Raw genomic sequence first — 15,835 nt, 5'->3', positions numbered from 1 at the left:
CACCCTGCACCTCCTGCATATTCCGTTTTCCCCCGTGATGTGCGGCGTACGTGCGGCCCGGCCCTCTCCCGCTCTCGGTCGGCCGACGCCCCTTCCCCGGCGCCGGCGGACCTCCCCTTCAGAGCGGGCGGGGACCAGGACGTACGTACCGGCCGCGCGGTACAGAGCCTGAGAGGGCGCATTGAGCCAGACCCGACACGTCCCGGTGATGCTCCAGAGGTGTCTGGACCTGTTGGCCCCGGCTCTCCAGGACCCGGCCCACCCCGAGCCCGTGGTCGTCGACTGCACCCTCGGCCTCGGCGGCCACAGCGAGGCGCTCCTCGAAGCCTTCCCCACCGCCCGGCTGATCGCGCTGGACCGGGACAAGGAGGCCCTGCGGCTCTCCGGTGAACGGCTCGCCCGTTTCGGCGACCGCGCCACCCTCGTCCACGCCGTCTACGACGAGCTCCCCGACGTCCTCGCCCGGCTCGGCGTCCCCAAGGTCCAGGGCATCCTGTTCGACCTCGGCGTCTCCTCCATGCAGCTCGACGAGGCCGACCGCGGCTTCGCGTACGCCCAGGACGCCCCGCTCGACATGCGCATGGACCAGTCCACCGGCATCGGCGCCGCCGAGGTGCTCAACACCTACCCGCCCGGCGAGCTCGTGCGGATCCTGCGCGCGTACGGCGAGGAGAAGCAGGCCAAGCGGATCGTCTCCGCCGTCGTGCGCGAGCGCGAGAAGGAGCCGTTCAGCAACAGCGCGCGGCTCGTCGAGCTGATCCGCGACTCCCTGCCCCAGGCCGCCAAGCGGACCGGCGGCAACCCGGCCAAGCGGACCTTCCAGGCCCTGCGCATCGAGGTCAACGGCGAGCTCAGCGTCCTGGAGCAGGCCATCCCGGCTGCCGTGGCGAGCCTCGCGGTCGGCGGCCGGATCGCCGTGCTGTCCTACCACTCGCTGGAGGACCGGCTGGTCAAGCAGGTCTTCGCGGCCGGCGCCGCCAACACCGCGCCGCCCGGACTGCCCGTCGTCCCCGAGCGCTACCAGCCCCGCCTCAAGCTGCTCACCCGGGGCGCCGAGCTGCCCACCGAGGACGAGATCGCCGAGAACCGGCGCGCCGCCCCCGCCCGGCTCCGCGGCGCCCAGCGCATCCGGGAGGACGAGCGATGAGCACCACGGGGGGCACGCGGTGAGCAGGCCGGCCGCATCGCTGAAGGGGCGCGCCGGGCGGCTCGCCCGGCTGATGCCGACCGCATCACCCAGCAGCGCGGCCCGTACGCCTTTCGTCCTGCTGGTCGTGCTCCTCCTGGGCGGCGGGCTCATCACCCTGCTGCTGCTGAACTCCGCGCTCAACGAAGGATCGTTCAGGCTCAGCAAGCTCAAGCGGGACACCACCGAGCTCACCGACGAACAGCAGGCCCTCCAGCGCGACGTCGACAGCTACTCCCAGCCCGACGCCCTGGAGCGCCGCGCCCGGGAACTCGGCATGGTCCCCGGCGGCAGCCCCGCCTTCCTGAACCCGGACGGCACGGTCCGCGGAGTCCCCAAAAAGGCCATCGCCCCGCCGCCCAGCCCCAGCCCCACCCCGAGCGCCGCCGACCCGACACCCGAGGGCGGCGCGCAGGCCGACGGCACGGATCCCGCCACCCCCTCCGGCTCCGCGATCCCTTCGCCGGGCGCATCCACCGAGCCCGAGCCCCAAGGCGCCCCCGGCGCCCAGGCCGACACCGCCCCCGCCCCGGAGAACACCCCGGCGACCCCGACCCCGACCACCCCCGGCAGGTGACGCAGTGCCGCCCAAGGAACCGCCGCGCCGCCGCGTACCCGGCCCGGCGCGCCCCCGTAACGGGGCCAACGGCCGCTCCGGCGCGCGCCCCCCGGCCCGCGGCCCCCGACCCGCCCCACGGCGCACCACCGCACGCGGACGGGCGTCCCGCACGCTCCGCCTCGGCTCCCCGCGCCCCCGGCTCCGGCTGGTCAGCCTCGGGCTGACGCTGATCATGCTGCTCTTCGTGGCCCGGCTGCTCCAGGTCCAGGCCGTCGACGCCACCGCGTACGCGGCCAAGGCCGAGAAGAACCGCTACCTGGAGTACACGGTCGCCGCCGAGCGCGGCGAGATCACCGACCGCAGGGGCGTCGCCCTCGCCACCAGCGTCGACGCGCACAACATCACGGCCGACCCCAAGCTCTTCACGCCCGAGGAGAGCAAGGCCCCCGATGCGCCGCAGCAGGCCGCCGCGCTGCTCGCCCCGATCCTCGGCAAGGACGTCGACGAGCTGGTCAAGAAGCTCTCGACCCCCAAGAGCCGTTACACCGTGCTCGCGTACCGGCAGACCCCCCAGGTCTGGAAGCAGATCAAGGACTTGAAGGCCGTCTTCGCCGAGAAGGCATCCGAGGACGAGCTGAACGGCGGCGCGGGCGCCAATGTCCTGGCCGGGGTCCTCCAGGAGCCCACCACCAAGCGGGTCTACCCCAACGGGGACCTCGCCGCCGGGATACTGGGATTCGTCAGCGCCGACGGCAAGGGCGGCGGCGGACTCGAATCGCAGCTGGACAAGGAGCTCGCGGGCGAGGACGGCAAGATCCGCTACGCCCAGTCCGGCGGCCGCCGCGTCCCCACCGCGGGCGGCAGCGAGGACCCGGCCGTGCCCGGCTCCGACATCGAGCTGACCATCGACCGCGACATCCAGTGGGCCGCCCAGAAGGCCATCAGCGACCAGGTCGCCAAGTCCAAGGCCGACCGCGGCTACGTCATCGTGCAGAACACCCGGACCGGCGAGCTGCTGGCCATGGCCAATTCGCCGGGCTACGACCCCAACGACCTCTCCCAGGCCACCTCGGCGTCGCTCGGCAACGCGGCCCTCCAGGACGTGTACGAGCCCGGCTCCACCAGCAAGGTCATGTCGATGGCCGCCGTACTGGAGGAGAAGGCCGCCACGCCCGGCACCCATGTCACCGTCCCCAACCGGCTGCACCGCGGCGACCGGCTCTTCAAGGACGACGTCGACCACCCCACCTGGTACCTCACGCTCAACGGGGTCCTCGCCAAGTCCAGCAACATCGGCACCATCCTGGCGACCGGTCAGCTCGGCAAGAGTCAGGCCGAGTCGAACAAGGTGCTCTACGACTACCTGCGGAAGTTCGGCCTCGGCAAGAAGACCGGGCTGGGCTACCCCGGCGAGTCGCCCGGCCTGCTGGCCCACCCCAAGGACTGGTCGACCTCGCAGCAGTACACGATCCCCTTCGGCCAGGGCCTCTCGCTCAACGCCGTACAGGCCGCCTCGGTCTACTCCACCATCGCCAACGGCGGGGTCCGGATCGCTCCCACCCTCGTACGCGGCACCAAGGGCGCCGACGGCCGCTTCACCGCCGCCGACGCCCCCGAGGAGAACCGGGTGGTCAGCGAGAAGACCGCCAAGACCCTGGCGACCATGCTGGAATCCGTCGTCGACGACCAGGAGGGCACCGGCACCAAGGCCGCCATCCCCGGCTACCGGGTCGCGGGCAAGACCGGCACCGCCAACCGGGTCGACCCGGTCCGCGGCGTCTACAAGGGGTACACCGCCTCCTTCGCCGGCTTCGCCCCGGCCGACGATCCGCAGATCACCGTCTACTGCGCGATCCAGAACCCCACCAAGGGAAGCTACTTCGGCGGCCAGATCTGCGGCCCGATCTACAAGCAGGTCATGGAGTTCGCGCTCAAGACGCTCCAGGTCCCACCGTCCGGCAGTAAGCCGCCCCGGCTGCCGGTGTCCTTCAAACCCGGCGAGTGAACACGGGGATGCGCGAGCATCTCCTCCAAGGGAACCCTCAGTGACAACCATCACCCCCGATCCCGGGAACCGGAACGAGAACTTCCCGGGACCCGGTGCCTCGCTTCGCGAGAGCCCGCACCGGCCCGGTACGCTCACCGCCGTGCCCCACGCTGATCAGTCCCAAACCTCTCAGAAGGACGCGCCTGTGACCTACCCGGGAGCGCCCCGACCGGACCGGCTCCGGCCCACCCCCCTCGGCGAGCTGGCCGCCCGGCTCGGCGTCGAAGCGACGGGAGCCGGTGACGTCACCGGCATCACCCACGACTCGCGGGCCGTGCGCCCCGGAGACGTGTACGCGGCCCTGCCCGGCGCCCGTCTCCACGGCGCCGACTTCGCCGCCCAGGCCGCGGGCCTCGGTGCCGTCGCCGTCCTCACCGACCCGACGGGCGCCGAACGCGCCGCCGCCACCGGCCTGCCGGTGCTGGTCGCCGAGGACCCACGCGGCGTCATGGGCGAGCTGGCCGCCGACATCTACGGGCGGCCCGGCATCGGCCTCCTCCAGATCGGCATCACCGGAACCTCCGGCAAGACCACCACCGCGTACCTGGTCGAGGGCGGACTGCGCGCCGCGGGCCGCGCCACCGGGCTGATCGGCACCGTCGAGATGCGGATCGGCGACGAGCGCATCAAGTCCGAGCGCACCACCCCCGAAGCCACCGACCTCCAGGCCCTGTTCGCCGTCATGCGCGAACGCGGCGTCGAGGCCGTCGCGATGGAGGTCTCCAGCCACGCCCTGGTGCTCGGCCGGGTCGACGGCTGCGTCTTCGACGTCGCCGTCTTCAACAACCTCAGCCCGGAGCACATGGAGTTCCACTCCGGCATGGAGGACTACTTCCAGGCCAAGGCCCAGCTCTTCACCCCCGAGCGCAGCCACCGCGGCGTCGTGAACTTCGACGACGAGTACGGCCGCCGGCTCATCGCCGAGTCCGGCGTCCCGGTCACCACCTTCTCCACCGAGGGCCACCCGGACGCCGACTGGCACGCCGAGGACGTCCAGGTCGGCCCCCAGGACAGCACCTTCACCGCCGTCGGCCCCAAGGGCGAACGGATCGCCGCCCGCGCCCCGCTGCCCGGCCCGTTCAACGTCGCCAACACCCTCGCCGCGATCGTCACGCTGGCCGTCGCGGGCGTCGACCCGCAGATCGCCGCCGACGGCATCGCGGCCGTCCCCGGGGTCCCGGGCCGGCTGGAGCGGGTGGACGCCGGACAGCCGTACCTCGCCGTCGTCGACTACGCGCACAAGACCGACGCCGTCGAGTCCGTCCTGCGCTCCCTGCAGAAGGTCACCGAGGGCCGGGTGCACATCGTCCTCGGCTGCGGCGGCGACCGCGACACCACCAAACGCGGCCCGATGGGCGCCGCCGCGGCCCGCCTCGCCGACACCGCCGTCCTGACCTCCGACAACCCCCGCTCCGAGGACCCCCTCGCGATCCTCGCCGCGATGCTCTCCGGCGCCGCCGAGGTCCCCGTCCACGAACGCGGTGACGTCCTGGTCGACGCCGACCGGGCCTCGGCCATCGCCGCCGCCGTCGCACGCGCCGAGCCGGGCGACACCGTCCTGGTCGCGGGCAAGGGCCACGAGCAGGGCCAGGACATCCACGGGGTCGTACGCCCCTTCGACGACCGCAAGGTCCTGCACGACGCCATCGAGCGGTCCCTGGGGCGCACCGGCGCCGCCGGCCGTGCCCCTCACCACGAGAACAACAGTCAGGGATGACCAAGTGATCACCCTTTCCCTCGCCGAGATCGCCGAAATCGTCGGCGGGCAGCCGCACGACATACCGGACCCGGCAGTCACCGTCACCGGACCCGTCGTCATCGACTCCCGCGAGGTCGCCCCCGGCAGCCTGTTCGCCGCGTTCGCCGGCGAACGCGTCGACGGCCACGACTACGCGCAGCGCGCCGTCGAGGCGGGCGCGGCAGCCGTCCTGGCCGCCCGCCCCGTCGGCGTTCCGGCGATCGTCGTGAACGACGTCGTCGGCGCCCTCGGCGCGCTCGCCCGTACCGTCGTCGAACGCCTCGGCACCACCGTCGTCGCGCTCACCGGCTCCGCGGGCAAGACGTCCACCAAGGACCTGATCGCGCAGCTCCTCCAGCGCCACGGCCCGACCGTCTGGACGCCCGGCTCCCTCAACAACGAGATCGGCCTGCCGCTCACCGCCCTGAGCGCCACCTCCGAGACCCAGCACCTGGTCCTGGAGATGGGCGCCCGCGGCATCGGGCACATCCACTACCTCGCCGAGCTCACCCCGCCCCGCATCGGCCTGGTCCTCAACGTCGGCTCCGCCCACCTCGGGGAGTTCGGCAGCCGCGAGGCGATCGCCCAGGCCAAGGGCGAGCTGGTCGAGGCGCTCCCCGAGGACGGCTGCGCCGTACTCAACGCCGACGACCCTCTCGTACGCGCGATGGCTTCGCGCACCGAGGCCCGCGTCCTGCTCTTCGGAGAAGCCCCGGAAGCGGACGTACGGGGCGAGAAGGTCCGCATGACCCCCGACGGGCGGCCCGCGTTCGAGCTCCACACACCCACCGGGTGCAGCGACGTGACCTTGCGCCTGTACGGTGAGCACCACGTGTCGAACGCGCTCGCCGCGGCCGCCGTCGCCCATGAGTTGGGCATGTCCGTGACCGAGATCGCCGAGGCGCTCTCGGAGGCGGGCACCCTCTCCCGCTGGCGCATGGAGGTCACCGAGCGCGGGGACGGTGTGACGGTTGTCAACGACGCCTACAACGCGAACCCCGAATCCATGAGAGCCGCACTGCGTGCGCTGGCTGCCATGGGTCAGGCCCGAGCGGCCGACGGGGGACGCACCTGGGCGGTGCTCGGTCAGATGGCCGAGCTCGGTGACGCGTCGCTCGCCGAGCACGACGCGGTCGGACGGCTCGCCGTCCGGCTCAACGTCAGCAAGCTCGTCGCTGTCGGGGGGAGAGAAGCCTCCTGGCTGCAACTGGGCGCATATAACGAGGGTTCGTGGGGTGAGGAGTCGGTGCACGTGTCCGACGCACAGGCGGCCGTCGACCTGTTGCGCAGTGAACTGCGCCCGGGAGACGTCGTGCTGGTGAAGGCGTCCCGGTCGGTCGGCCTGGAGAAGGTCGCCCAGGCACTGCTGGAGAACTCGACCGAGGGCGAGGTCGCCGGCCGATGAGGCAGATCCTCTTCGCGGGGGCCATCGGGCTCTTCCTGACCCTGGTCGGGACCCCGCTGCTGATCAAGCTGCTGGCCCGCAAGGGATACGGGCAGTTCATCCGGGACGACGGCCCCCGCACGCACGGCAGCAAGAAGGGCACGCCCACGATGGGCGGCATCGCCTTCATCCTGGCGACGATCATCGCGTACGTCCTGGCGAAGGTGATCACCGGCGAGGACATGCGGTACTCCGGCATCCTCGTGCTGTTCCTGATGGCCGGGATGGGCCTCGTCGGCTTCCTCGACGACTACATCAAGATCGTCAAGCAGCGTTCGCTGGGTCTGCGGGCCAAGGCGAAGATGGCCGGCCAGCTGATCGTCGGTATCGCCTTCGCGGTGCTCTCGCTCCAGTTCGCCGACTCCCGGGGCAACACCCCCGCCTCCACCCGGCTCTCCTTCGTGGAGGACTTCGGCTGGTCGATCGGCCCGGTGCTGTTCTGCGTCTGGGCGCTGTTCATGATCCTCGCCATGTCCAACGGCGTGAACCTCACGGACGGCCTCGACGGACTGGCCACCGGCGCCTCGGTGATGGTCTTCGGCGCCTACACCTTCATCGGCCTCTGGCAGTTCCAGGAGTCCTGCGCCAACGCGGACAACCTGACCAACCCCAGCGCCTGTTTCGAGGTACGCGACCCACTCGACCTCGCCGTGGTCGCCGCCGCCCTGATGGGCGCCTGTTTCGGCTTCCTGTGGTGGAACACCTCGCCCGCCAAGATCTTCATGGGTGACACCGGATCGCTCGCCCTCGGCGGCGCCCTCGCGGGCCTCGCGATCCTGTCCCGCACCGAGTTCCTGCTCGCCATCCTCGGTGGCCTCTTCGTGATGATCACCATGTCCGTGGTCATCCAGGTCGGCTCGTTCAAGATGACCGGCAAGCGGGTCTTCCGGATGGCACCGCTCCAGCACCACTTCGAACTCAAGGGCTGGTCCGAGGTCCTGGTCGTGGTCCGCTTCTGGATCATCCAGGGCATGTGCGTGATCGTCGGCCTCGGCCTCTTCTACGCGGGATGGGCAGCCAAGAAGTGAGCACCGTGGACTGGCAGGGCAAGCACGTCACCGTCGCCGGGCTCGGCGTCAGCGGCATCCCCGCGGCCCGTGCCCTGCACGAGCGCGGCGCGCTCGTCACCGTCGTCAACGACGGCGACGACGAGCGCGCCCGCGCGCAGGCCGCCGAACTGGAGGCGCTCAGCATCACCGTGCGCCTCGGCGACGGCGCCACCCTGCCGCCGTCCACGGAACTGATCGTTACCGCCCCCGGCTGGCAGCCGGACAAGCCGCTCTTCCTGGCTGCCGCCGAGGCGGGCGTCGACATCTGGGGCGACGTCGAACTCGCCTGGCGGCTGCGCGGCGACAACGGCCGCAAGGCCGCGCCCTGGCTCGCCGTCACCGGCACCAACGGCAAGACCACCACCGTACGGATGCTGGCCTCGATCCTGGAGGCCGCGGGCCTGCGCACCGCGGCGGTCGGCAACATCGGCGTATCGCTGCTGGACGCGGTGCTCGGCGAGCAGGAGTACGACGTCCTCGCCGTCGAACTCTCCAGCTACCAGCTGCACTGGGCGCCCTCCTTGCGCGCCCACTCCGCCGCCGTCCTCAACCTGGCCCCGGACCACCTGGACTGGCACGGCTCGATGGAGGCGTACGCCGCCGACAAGGGCCGCGTCTACGAGGGCAACACCGTCGCCTGCGTCTACAACGCGGCCGACCCCGCCACCGAGGACCTCGTCCGCGAGGCCGACGTCGAGGAGGGCTGCCGCGCCATCGGCTTCACCCTCGGCGCCCCCGGCCCCTCCCAGCTCGGCGTGGTCGACGGCATCCTCGTCGACCGGGCCTTCGTGAAGAACCGCCAGAAGCAGGCCCAGGAGCTCGCCGAGGTCTCCGACGTGAACCCGCCGGCGCCGCACAACATCGCCAACGCGCTGGCCGCCGCCGCCCTCGCCCGCGCCTTCGGCGTGGAACCGGCCGCCGTCCGCGACGGGCTGCGCAACTTCCGCCCCGACGCCCACCGCATCGAACACGTCGCGGACATCGACGAAGTCGCGTACGTCGACGACTCCAAGGCCACCAACACTCACGCCACCGAGGCCTCCCTCGCCGCCTACGACTCCATCGTCTGGATCGCGGGCGGACTGGCCAAGGGCGCCACCTTCGACGAGCTGGTCACCGGCGCGGCGAAGCGGCTGCGCGGCGTCGTGCTGATGGGCGCCGACCGCGCGCTGATCCACGAAGCCCTGACGCGACACGCCCCGGAAGTCCCGGTGGTCGACCTCGACCGGACCGACACTGGGGCGATGTCCGAGGCGGTGGAGCACGCCGCCCGGCTCGCGCGGCCGGGCGATACGGTATTGCTGGCCCCGGCCTGCGCCTCGATGGACATGTTCACCAACTACAACAAGCGGGGCGAGGCGTTCGCGGACGCGGTCCGCGCACGCGCCGAGACGAGCGCCTGACCGACCGGGCTCCGCGCCGGGGGCCGCGCCCCCGGGCACGAGCAGTGGAGGGGACAGCGACAATGCCGGCCGAGAAGAGCTCCGCCGTACGCAGCCACCGGCCGGCGCCACCCCGGAGCGCGGGACGCGGCTCCCCGGCCCCCCGGGCCCCGCGCGGCGGCGTACGGCGCCTCTACGAACAGGCACGCCGGGCCTGGGACCGCCCTCTGACCGCCTACTACGTGATCCTCGGCTCCAGCCTGCTGATCACCGTGCTGGGCCTGGTGATGGTCTACTCCGCCTCGATGATCCAGGCGTTGAACATCGACAAGTCGTCGACGTACTTCTTCGGCAAGCAGTTCGTCGCCGCCGTCATCGGGGGCGCGCTGATGCTGATCGCGTCCAGGATGCCGGTGAAGCTCCACCGCGGACTGGCCTACCCGATGCTCATGATCACGGTCTTCCTGATGGTCCTGGTCCAGGTGCCGGGGATAGGGCTTTCCCGCGGCGGGAACCAGAACTGGCTCTACCTCGGCGGCCCGTTCCAGCTCCAGCCCAGCGAGTTCGGCAAGCTCGCGCTGATTCTGTGGGGCGCCGACCTCCTTGCCCGCAAGCAGGACAAGCGGTTGCTGACGCAGTGGAAGCACATGCTCGTCCCGCTCGTCCCGGTCGCCTTCATGCTCCTCGGGCTGATCATGCTCGGCGGCGACATGGGGACCGCGATCATCCTCACGGCGATCCTCTTCGGGCTGCTCTGGCTGGCCGGCGCTCCCACCCGGCTCTTCGCAGGGGTGCTCGGATTCGCCGCCGCCCTGGCGTTCCTGCTGATCTGGACCAGCCCCAACCGGATGTCCCGGCTCTCCTGCATGGGCATCATCGGCGAACCCGATCCCGACGACGGCTGCTGGCAGGCCGCGCACGGAATCTACGCCCTGGCCTCCGGCGGATGGTTCGGTTCCGGGCTGGGTGCGAGTGTGGAAAAATGGGGTCAACTCCCGGAACCGCACACCGACTTCATCTTCGCGATCACGGGTGAGGAACTGGGTCTGGCGGGGACGCTGTCCGTGCTCGCCCTGTTCGCGGCTCTAGGCTATGCGGGTATCCGCGTGGCCGGACGCACGGAGGACCCCTTCGTCAGGTATGCCGCGGGAGGCGTGACCACCTGGATCATGGCTCAGGCCGTGATCAACATCGGTGCGGTGCTCGGCCTGTTGCCGATCGCCGGTGTCCCGCTCCCGCTGTTCTCCTACGGAGGGTCCGCCCTGCTGCCGACGATGTTCGCGGTCGGGCTCATGATCGCCTTCGCGCGGAACGATCCCGCCGCGAAGGCGGCCCTGGCCATGCGGAGGCCCGGGGTGAGATGGAAGACGATGAGACGGCGCGTCACGAAGCGTCCGTCCGGAGAGCGGTGAATTTCGGTGCATGTCGTACTCGCCGGCGGGGGGACCGCCGGACACATCGAGCCCGCGCTTGCCCTCGCAGACGCCCTGCGCAGGCAGGACCCGACCGTGGGTATCACTGCCCTCGGCACGGAACGCGGCCTGGAGACCAGGCTCGTACCCGAGCGGGGGTACGAGCTCGCCCTCATCCCTGCCGTGCCGCTGCCCCGTAAGCCCACCCCCGAGCTGATCACCGTCCCGGGCCGGCTGCGCGGCACCATCAAGGCCGCCGAGCAGGTCCTGGAGCGCACCAAGGCGGACTGCGTGGTGGGCTTCGGCGGCTACGTCGCGCTGCCCGGCTACCTCGCCGCCAAGCGCGTCGGCGTGCCGATCGTGGTCCACGAGGCCAACGCCCGCCCCGGCCTCGCCAACAAGATCGGCTCCCGGTACGCCCACGGGGTCGCCGTCTCCACCCCGGACAGCAAGCTGCGCGGTGCCCGCTACATCGGCATCCCGCTGCGCCGCACCATCGCCACCCTGGACCGCGCCCGGGTCCGTCCGGAGGCCCGCGCCTCCTTCGGCCTCGACCCCAACCTGCCCACGCTGCTGGTCTCCGGCGGCTCGCAGGGCGCGCGCCACCTCAACGAGGTGGTCCAGCGGGTCGCGCCGCTGCTCCAGCGCTCCGGGATCCAGATCCTCCATGTGGTCGGCCCGAAGAACGAATTGCCGCGGATCGACAACATGCCCGGGATGCCGCCCTACATCCCGGTACCGTACGTGGACCGGATGGACCTCGCGTACGCCGCGGCCGACATGATGCTCTGCCGCGCGGGCGCGATGACCGTCGCCGAACTCTCCGCCGTCGGGCTCCCCGCCGCCTACGTCCCGCTGCCCATCGGCAACGGCGAACAGCGGCTGAACGCCCAGCCGGTGGTCAACGCCGGCGGCGGCCTGCTGGTGGACGACGCGGCGCTGACCCCCGAGTGGGTGCAGGGCAACGTCCTGCCGGTGCTGTCGGATCCCCACCGGCTGTACGAAATGTCCCGTGCCGCGGCCGAGTTCGGCCGGCGCGACGCCGACGACCTGCTCGTCGGCATGGTGTACGAAGCGATTGCCTCCCGCCGCCAGGCGTGAGGCGGTGCGGACCCGGGGCGGGCGCCCCGGGTCCGGCGAAGGAGCGAGCGTGGCCGGACCGACGACCGCCCAGCGCGGCGCAGCGGGGCGTGCGGACACCCCCGCCCGCCCGCCGCACATCGGCCCCGAGGAGCGGAGGCTGAGCCGCCGTACGCTCCTGATCCTGATCGGCGTCGCGGCGGCCCTGCTCACCGCGTTCGCCATCTGGGTGCTGTACGGCTCCTCCTGGCTCCGCGTCGAACGCGTGACCACCACCGGCACCGAGGTGCTGACCCGCGAGGAGGTGGAAGCGGTTGCCGCCGTACCGATCGGGGCGCCGCTGATCTCCGTGGACACCGGTGCGATGGAGGGCCGGTTGCTCCAGAAGTTGCCACGTATCGACTCCGTGGATGTCGTGCGGTCCTGGCCGCACGGCATCAGCCTTAAGGTGACGGAACGCAAGCCGGTTCTTCTGGTGGAAAAGGGCGCGAAGTTCGTCGAAGTAGACGGAACGGGCACCCACTTCGCCACGGTGGACCGGGCGCCCAAGGGTGTGCCCCTGCTGGAGCTGAAGCCGGAACGGTCGGCGAGTCTGCGCAGGTTCGGCAGTGACCGTCTGTCGGCGGAAGCCGTGCAGGTCGCGGGCGAGCTGCCGAAGGGGCTCGCGAAGGAGATCAAGGCGGTGCGGGTCACCTCGTACGACGGGATCTCCCTGCGGCTCACCCGTGGCCGGACGGTGATCTGGGGCAGTAGTGAGGACGGGCCGGTGAAGGCGCGTGTTCTCGCCGCTCTCATGAAGGCGGACCCCAAAGCGGGACAGTTCGACGTGAGTGCCCCCAGCGCCCCTGCGGTATCGGGGAGTTGACGTGCATTTGTGCTGGCCAGCCCCCTGGTTGGTCAGCGCTACGGGTGATCACATAGGGTGAAAAGAAAAACGGGAGGTTCGGCGTGTTCGTTGAACGTGCGCCACTTGTCGACTTAGTGTCCTGTTCGGAAGAGTCCAGGAAGCAGACACACTGTTAACCCTAAAGTTGAACGTTAGGGTTTGGGTCGGCGTTCGGACCGTCCCCATCGACATCAGTCGTCGCCGCGGGTCCTCCGCAGAGCGACGACACGTAACTCGAGGCGAGAGGCCTTCGACGTGGCAGCACCGCAGAACTACCTCGCAGTCATCAAGGTCATCGGTGTCGGCGGCGGTGGTGTCAATGCCATCAACCGAATGATCGAGGTCGGTCTCAAGGGCGTCGAGTTCATCGCGATCAACACGGACGCACAAGCCCTGTTGATGAGCGACGCCGACGTCAAGCTCGACGTCGGCCGCGAACTCACCCGGGGCCTCGGCGCCGGGGCGAACCCGGCCGTCGGTCGTAAGGCGGCAGAGGACCACCGTGAGGAGATCGAGGAGGTCCTCAAGGGGGCCGACATGGTCTTCGTCACCGCCGGAGAGGGCGGCGGCACCGGCACCGGCGGCGCACCCGTCGTCGCCAACATCGCACGCTCGCTGGGCGCCCTGACGATCGGTGTGGTCACCCGCCCGTTCACCTTCGAGGGCCGGCGACGCGCGAACCAGGCGGAGGACGGCATCGCCGAACTCCGCGAAGAGGTCGACACCCTCATCGTCATCCCCAACGACCGCCTGCTGTCCATCTCGGACCGCCAGGTCAGCGTGCTCGACGCCTTCAAGTCGGCCGACCAGGTCCTGCTCTCGGGTGTCCAGGGCATCACCGACCTGATCACCACGCCGGGCCTGATCAACCTCGACTTCGCCGACGTCAAGTCGGTCATGTCCGAGGCCGGATCGGCGCTCATGGGCATCGGCTCGGCGCGCGGCGACGACCGCGCGGTCGCCGCGGCGGAGATGGCGATCTCCTCGCCGCTCCTGGAGGCGTCCATCGACGGTGCCCGTGGTGTCCTGCTCTCCATCTCCGGCGGCAGTGACCTCGGTCTCTTCGAGATCAACGAGGCCGCCCAGCTGGTGAGCGAGGCGGCACACCCCGAGGCGAACATCATCTTCGGCGCCGTCATCGACGACGCCCTGGGTGACGAGGTGCGGGTCACCGTGATCGCGGCCGGATTCGACGGCGGACAGCCGCCGGCCCGGCGCGAGAGCACCCTCGGCGCCAGCACGAACAAGAGGGAGGAGCCGGCCGCCCCGGCCAGGCCCTCCGCCGAGAGCGCGCGCCCGTCGGGCGGACTCGGTTCCGTACCTCCGCGCGAGGAGAGCCCGGCCCCGGCCGAGCCCGCCCCCGCGTCGGCTTCGAGCGAGGGCCCGCTGTCGCAGGTCTCTCCGCCGCACGTCCCGCCGGCCCGTCCCTACCAGGACACCCAGGCCGAAGAGCTGGACGTACCGGACTTCTTGAAGTGATAGGTCAGCACCAGGCGGAACCCGTCACGGGCAGCGCTCATTTCGCCTTCACCGACCGGTGGGGCGGAGTGAGCGCCGCTCCGTACGGTGAGCTCAACCTCGGCGGCGCGGTCGGTGACGACCCCGCCGCCGTCGGTGCGAACCGCGAGCGTGCGGCCCGCCGGCTCGGCCTCGACCCGGCCTCGGTCGTCTGGATGAACCAGGTGCACGGCCGGGACGTGGCGGTGGTCGACGGACCGTGGGGCGCGGACGCGGAGATTCCGGCCGTGGACGCGCTGGTGACCACGCGGCGCGGACTGGCGCTCGCCGTCCTCACCGCCGACTGCACCCCCGTCCTCCTCGTCGATCCGGTCGCCGGAGTCGTCGGGGCGGCGCACGCCGGGCGGCCGGGGCTGGTCGCCGGAGTCGTCCCGGCGGTGGTCGAGACCATGATCGCGCGGGGCGCACGCCCGTCCCGGATCACCGCACACACCGGGCCTGCCGTCTGCGGGCGGTGCTACGAAGTGCCCGAGGAGATGCGGGCCGAGGTCGCCGACGTGGTCCCCGGCACCTGGTCGGAGACCAGCTGGGGAACCCCGGCGGTCGACGTCACCGGCGGAGTCCACGCCCAGCTCGCCGCTCTCGGGGTGAGCGACCTGCACCGTTCGCCGGTCTGCACCCGTGAATCGGGCGACCACTTCTCGTACCGCCGCGACCGCACCACCGGGCGGCTCGCCGGATATGTCTGGTTGGACTGATAGGGCATGACGGACCGTAAGGCTCAACTCGCGGCGAATCTCGCACAGGTGGAGGAAAGGATCACCTCCGCCTGCGCCGCGGTCGGCCGCAAGCGCGAGGAGGTGACCCTGATCGTGGTCACCAAGACCTACCCCGCGAGCGACGTGCGGATGCTGCATGAACTGGGTGTGCGCCATGTCGCGGAGAATCGTGACCAGGACGCGGCACCGAAAGCCACCGCTTGTGCGGATCTTTCCCTGACATGGCACTTTGTCGGACAATTGCAGACGAACAAGGTTCGTTCTGTGACGAGTTATGCCGATGTCGTGCAGTCGGTCGACCGGATCAAGCTGGTCACCGCCCTCTCGGCCGCGGCGGTCCGTGCGGAGCGCGAGCTCGGCTGTCTGATCCAGGTCGCCCTGGACGCGGAGAGCGGGGAGCGCGGAGAGCGCGGCGGCGTCGCGCCCGACGGGATCGAGGAGTTGGCGGCCGCGGTCGACGCGGCGGAGGGTCTGCGGCTCGACGGTCTGATGACCGTGGCGCCGCTGGCCGGACCGTTTGCCGGCAGGCAACGGGCCGCGTTCGACCGGCTCATGGAATTCGCCACCCGCCTGCGCGCCGGTCATCCGGCTGCCACCATGGTCTCCGCAGGTATGAGTGCGGACCTGGAGGACGCGGTGGCGGCCGGAGCGACACATGTACGCGTCGGTACGGCGGTACTCGGAGTCCGACCCGGGCTCGGGTAACGTCGCGAAGCAAGTCGGACCACAGCAGAAAATATGGTCATTCCCCAGCACGACGGGGCGGACCACAGTGGATCGCGGGCACTTGGTGACGAATGCCGATCCACCACAGA

13 protein-coding genes are annotated in these 15,835 nt (G+C 71.1%); all 13 read left to right on the top strand.

From position 1 onward, the window contains the following. Positions 1 to 181: 181 nt before the first annotated feature. Positions 182 to 1,147, top strand: a complete 966-nt coding sequence (gene rsmH / locus IF17_RS0109540; protein WP_030564149.1) for a 16S rRNA (cytosine(1402)-N(4))-methyltransferase RsmH — start codon at positions 182 to 184, stop codon at positions 1,145 to 1,147. Positions 1,148 to 1,166: 19 nt separating this feature from the next. Then, positions 1,167 to 1,763, top strand: coding sequence for a cell division protein FtsL (gene ftsL, locus IF17_RS0109535; RefSeq protein WP_030564147.1), 597 nt, complete (start codon positions 1,167 to 1,169; stop codon positions 1,761 to 1,763). A 4-nt stretch (positions 1,764 to 1,767) separates the two neighbouring features. Then, positions 1,768 to 3,750 (top strand): peptidoglycan D,D-transpeptidase FtsI family protein, encoded by a 1,983-nt coding sequence (locus IF17_RS0109530; RefSeq protein WP_030564145.1) that lies wholly within the window; start codon positions 1,768 to 1,770, stop codon positions 3,748 to 3,750. A gap of 40 nt (positions 3,751 to 3,790) precedes the next feature. Further along, positions 3,791 to 5,509 (top strand): UDP-N-acetylmuramoyl-L-alanyl-D-glutamate--2,6-diaminopimelate ligase, encoded by a 1,719-nt coding sequence (locus IF17_RS0109525; RefSeq protein WP_076967487.1) that lies wholly within the window; start codon positions 3,791 to 3,793, stop codon positions 5,507 to 5,509. 4 nt (positions 5,510 to 5,513) lie between these two features. Then, complete coding sequence (locus IF17_RS0109520) at positions 5,514 to 6,935, top strand: UDP-N-acetylmuramoyl-tripeptide--D-alanyl-D-alanine ligase (protein WP_030564140.1); 1,422 nt, start codon at positions 5,514 to 5,516, stop codon at positions 6,933 to 6,935. Then, positions 6,932 to 8,002 (top strand): phospho-N-acetylmuramoyl-pentapeptide-transferase, encoded by a 1,071-nt coding sequence (gene mraY / locus IF17_RS0109515; protein WP_018511997.1) that lies wholly within the window; start codon positions 6,932 to 6,934, stop codon positions 8,000 to 8,002. Before IF17_RS0109520 ends, mraY begins: the two co-directional genes overlap by 4 nt. Next, positions 7,984 to 9,426 (top strand): UDP-N-acetylmuramoyl-L-alanine--D-glutamate ligase, encoded by a 1,443-nt coding sequence (murD, locus tag IF17_RS0109510; RefSeq protein WP_209437753.1) that lies wholly within the window; start codon positions 7,984 to 7,986, stop codon positions 9,424 to 9,426. Before mraY ends, murD begins: the two co-directional genes overlap by 19 nt. Before the next feature lie 62 nt (positions 9,427 to 9,488). Beyond that, positions 9,489 to 10,817: a putative lipid II flippase FtsW gene (gene ftsW / locus IF17_RS0109505; protein WP_030564136.1), complete on the top strand. Its 1,329-nt coding sequence runs from the start codon at positions 9,489 to 9,491 to the stop codon at positions 10,815 to 10,817. A 6-nt stretch (positions 10,818 to 10,823) separates the two neighbouring features. Further along, the gene (murG, locus tag IF17_RS0109500; RefSeq protein ID WP_030564134.1) at positions 10,824 to 11,918 is read left to right on the top strand and encodes an undecaprenyldiphospho-muramoylpentapeptide beta-N-acetylglucosaminyltransferase; all 1,095 of its coding nucleotides are present in this window, start codon (positions 10,824 to 10,826) and stop codon (positions 11,916 to 11,918) included. A gap of 49 nt (positions 11,919 to 11,967) precedes the next feature. Continuing rightward, on the top strand, positions 11,968 to 12,762 hold the full coding sequence (locus IF17_RS0109495) for a cell division protein FtsQ/DivIB (RefSeq protein ID WP_030564132.1): 795 nt from the start codon (positions 11,968 to 11,970) through the stop codon (positions 12,760 to 12,762). A 276-nt stretch (positions 12,763 to 13,038) separates the two neighbouring features. Continuing rightward, positions 13,039 to 14,262 (top strand): cell division protein FtsZ, encoded by a 1,224-nt coding sequence (gene ftsZ / locus IF17_RS0109490; protein WP_030564130.1) that lies wholly within the window; start codon positions 13,039 to 13,041, stop codon positions 14,260 to 14,262. Next, positions 14,259 to 14,999, top strand: coding sequence for a peptidoglycan editing factor PgeF (gene pgeF / locus IF17_RS0109485; protein WP_030564128.1), 741 nt, complete (start codon positions 14,259 to 14,261; stop codon positions 14,997 to 14,999). Before ftsZ ends, pgeF begins: the two co-directional genes overlap by 4 nt. Before the next feature lie 6 nt (positions 15,000 to 15,005). Beyond that, a complete protein-coding gene (locus IF17_RS0109480; RefSeq protein ID WP_030564127.1) occupies positions 15,006 to 15,725 on the top strand; it encodes a YggS family pyridoxal phosphate-dependent enzyme in 720 nt (239 codons plus the stop codon). The last annotated feature ends 110 nt before the right edge of the window (positions 15,726 to 15,835 follow it).

This window comes from Streptomyces cyaneofuscatus (genome assembly GCF_000718135.1).
Taxonomy (GTDB): domain Bacteria; phylum Actinomycetota; class Actinomycetes; order Streptomycetales; family Streptomycetaceae; genus Streptomyces; species Streptomyces cyaneofuscatus.
Note: the sequence above shows the minus strand (reverse complement) of the source record. Positions and strands in the feature narration are given on the sequence as shown.

Excerpts from the sequence above, each read along its gene's own strand:
- mraY (WP_018511997.1), top strand. The coding sequence starts at position 6,932 with ATGAGGCAGATCCTCTTCGCGGGGGCCATCGGGCTCTTCCTGACCCTG.
- murD (WP_209437753.1), top strand. The coding sequence starts at position 7,984 with ATGGGCAGCCAAGAAGTGAGCACCGTGGACTGGCAGGGCAAGCACGTC.
- ftsW (WP_030564136.1), top strand. The coding sequence starts at position 9,489 with ATGCCGGCCGAGAAGAGCTCCGCCGTACGCAGCCACCGGCCGGCGCCA.
- IF17_RS0109480 (WP_030564127.1), top strand. The coding sequence starts at position 15,006 with ATGACGGACCGTAAGGCTCAACTCGCGGCGAATCTCGCACAGGTGGAG.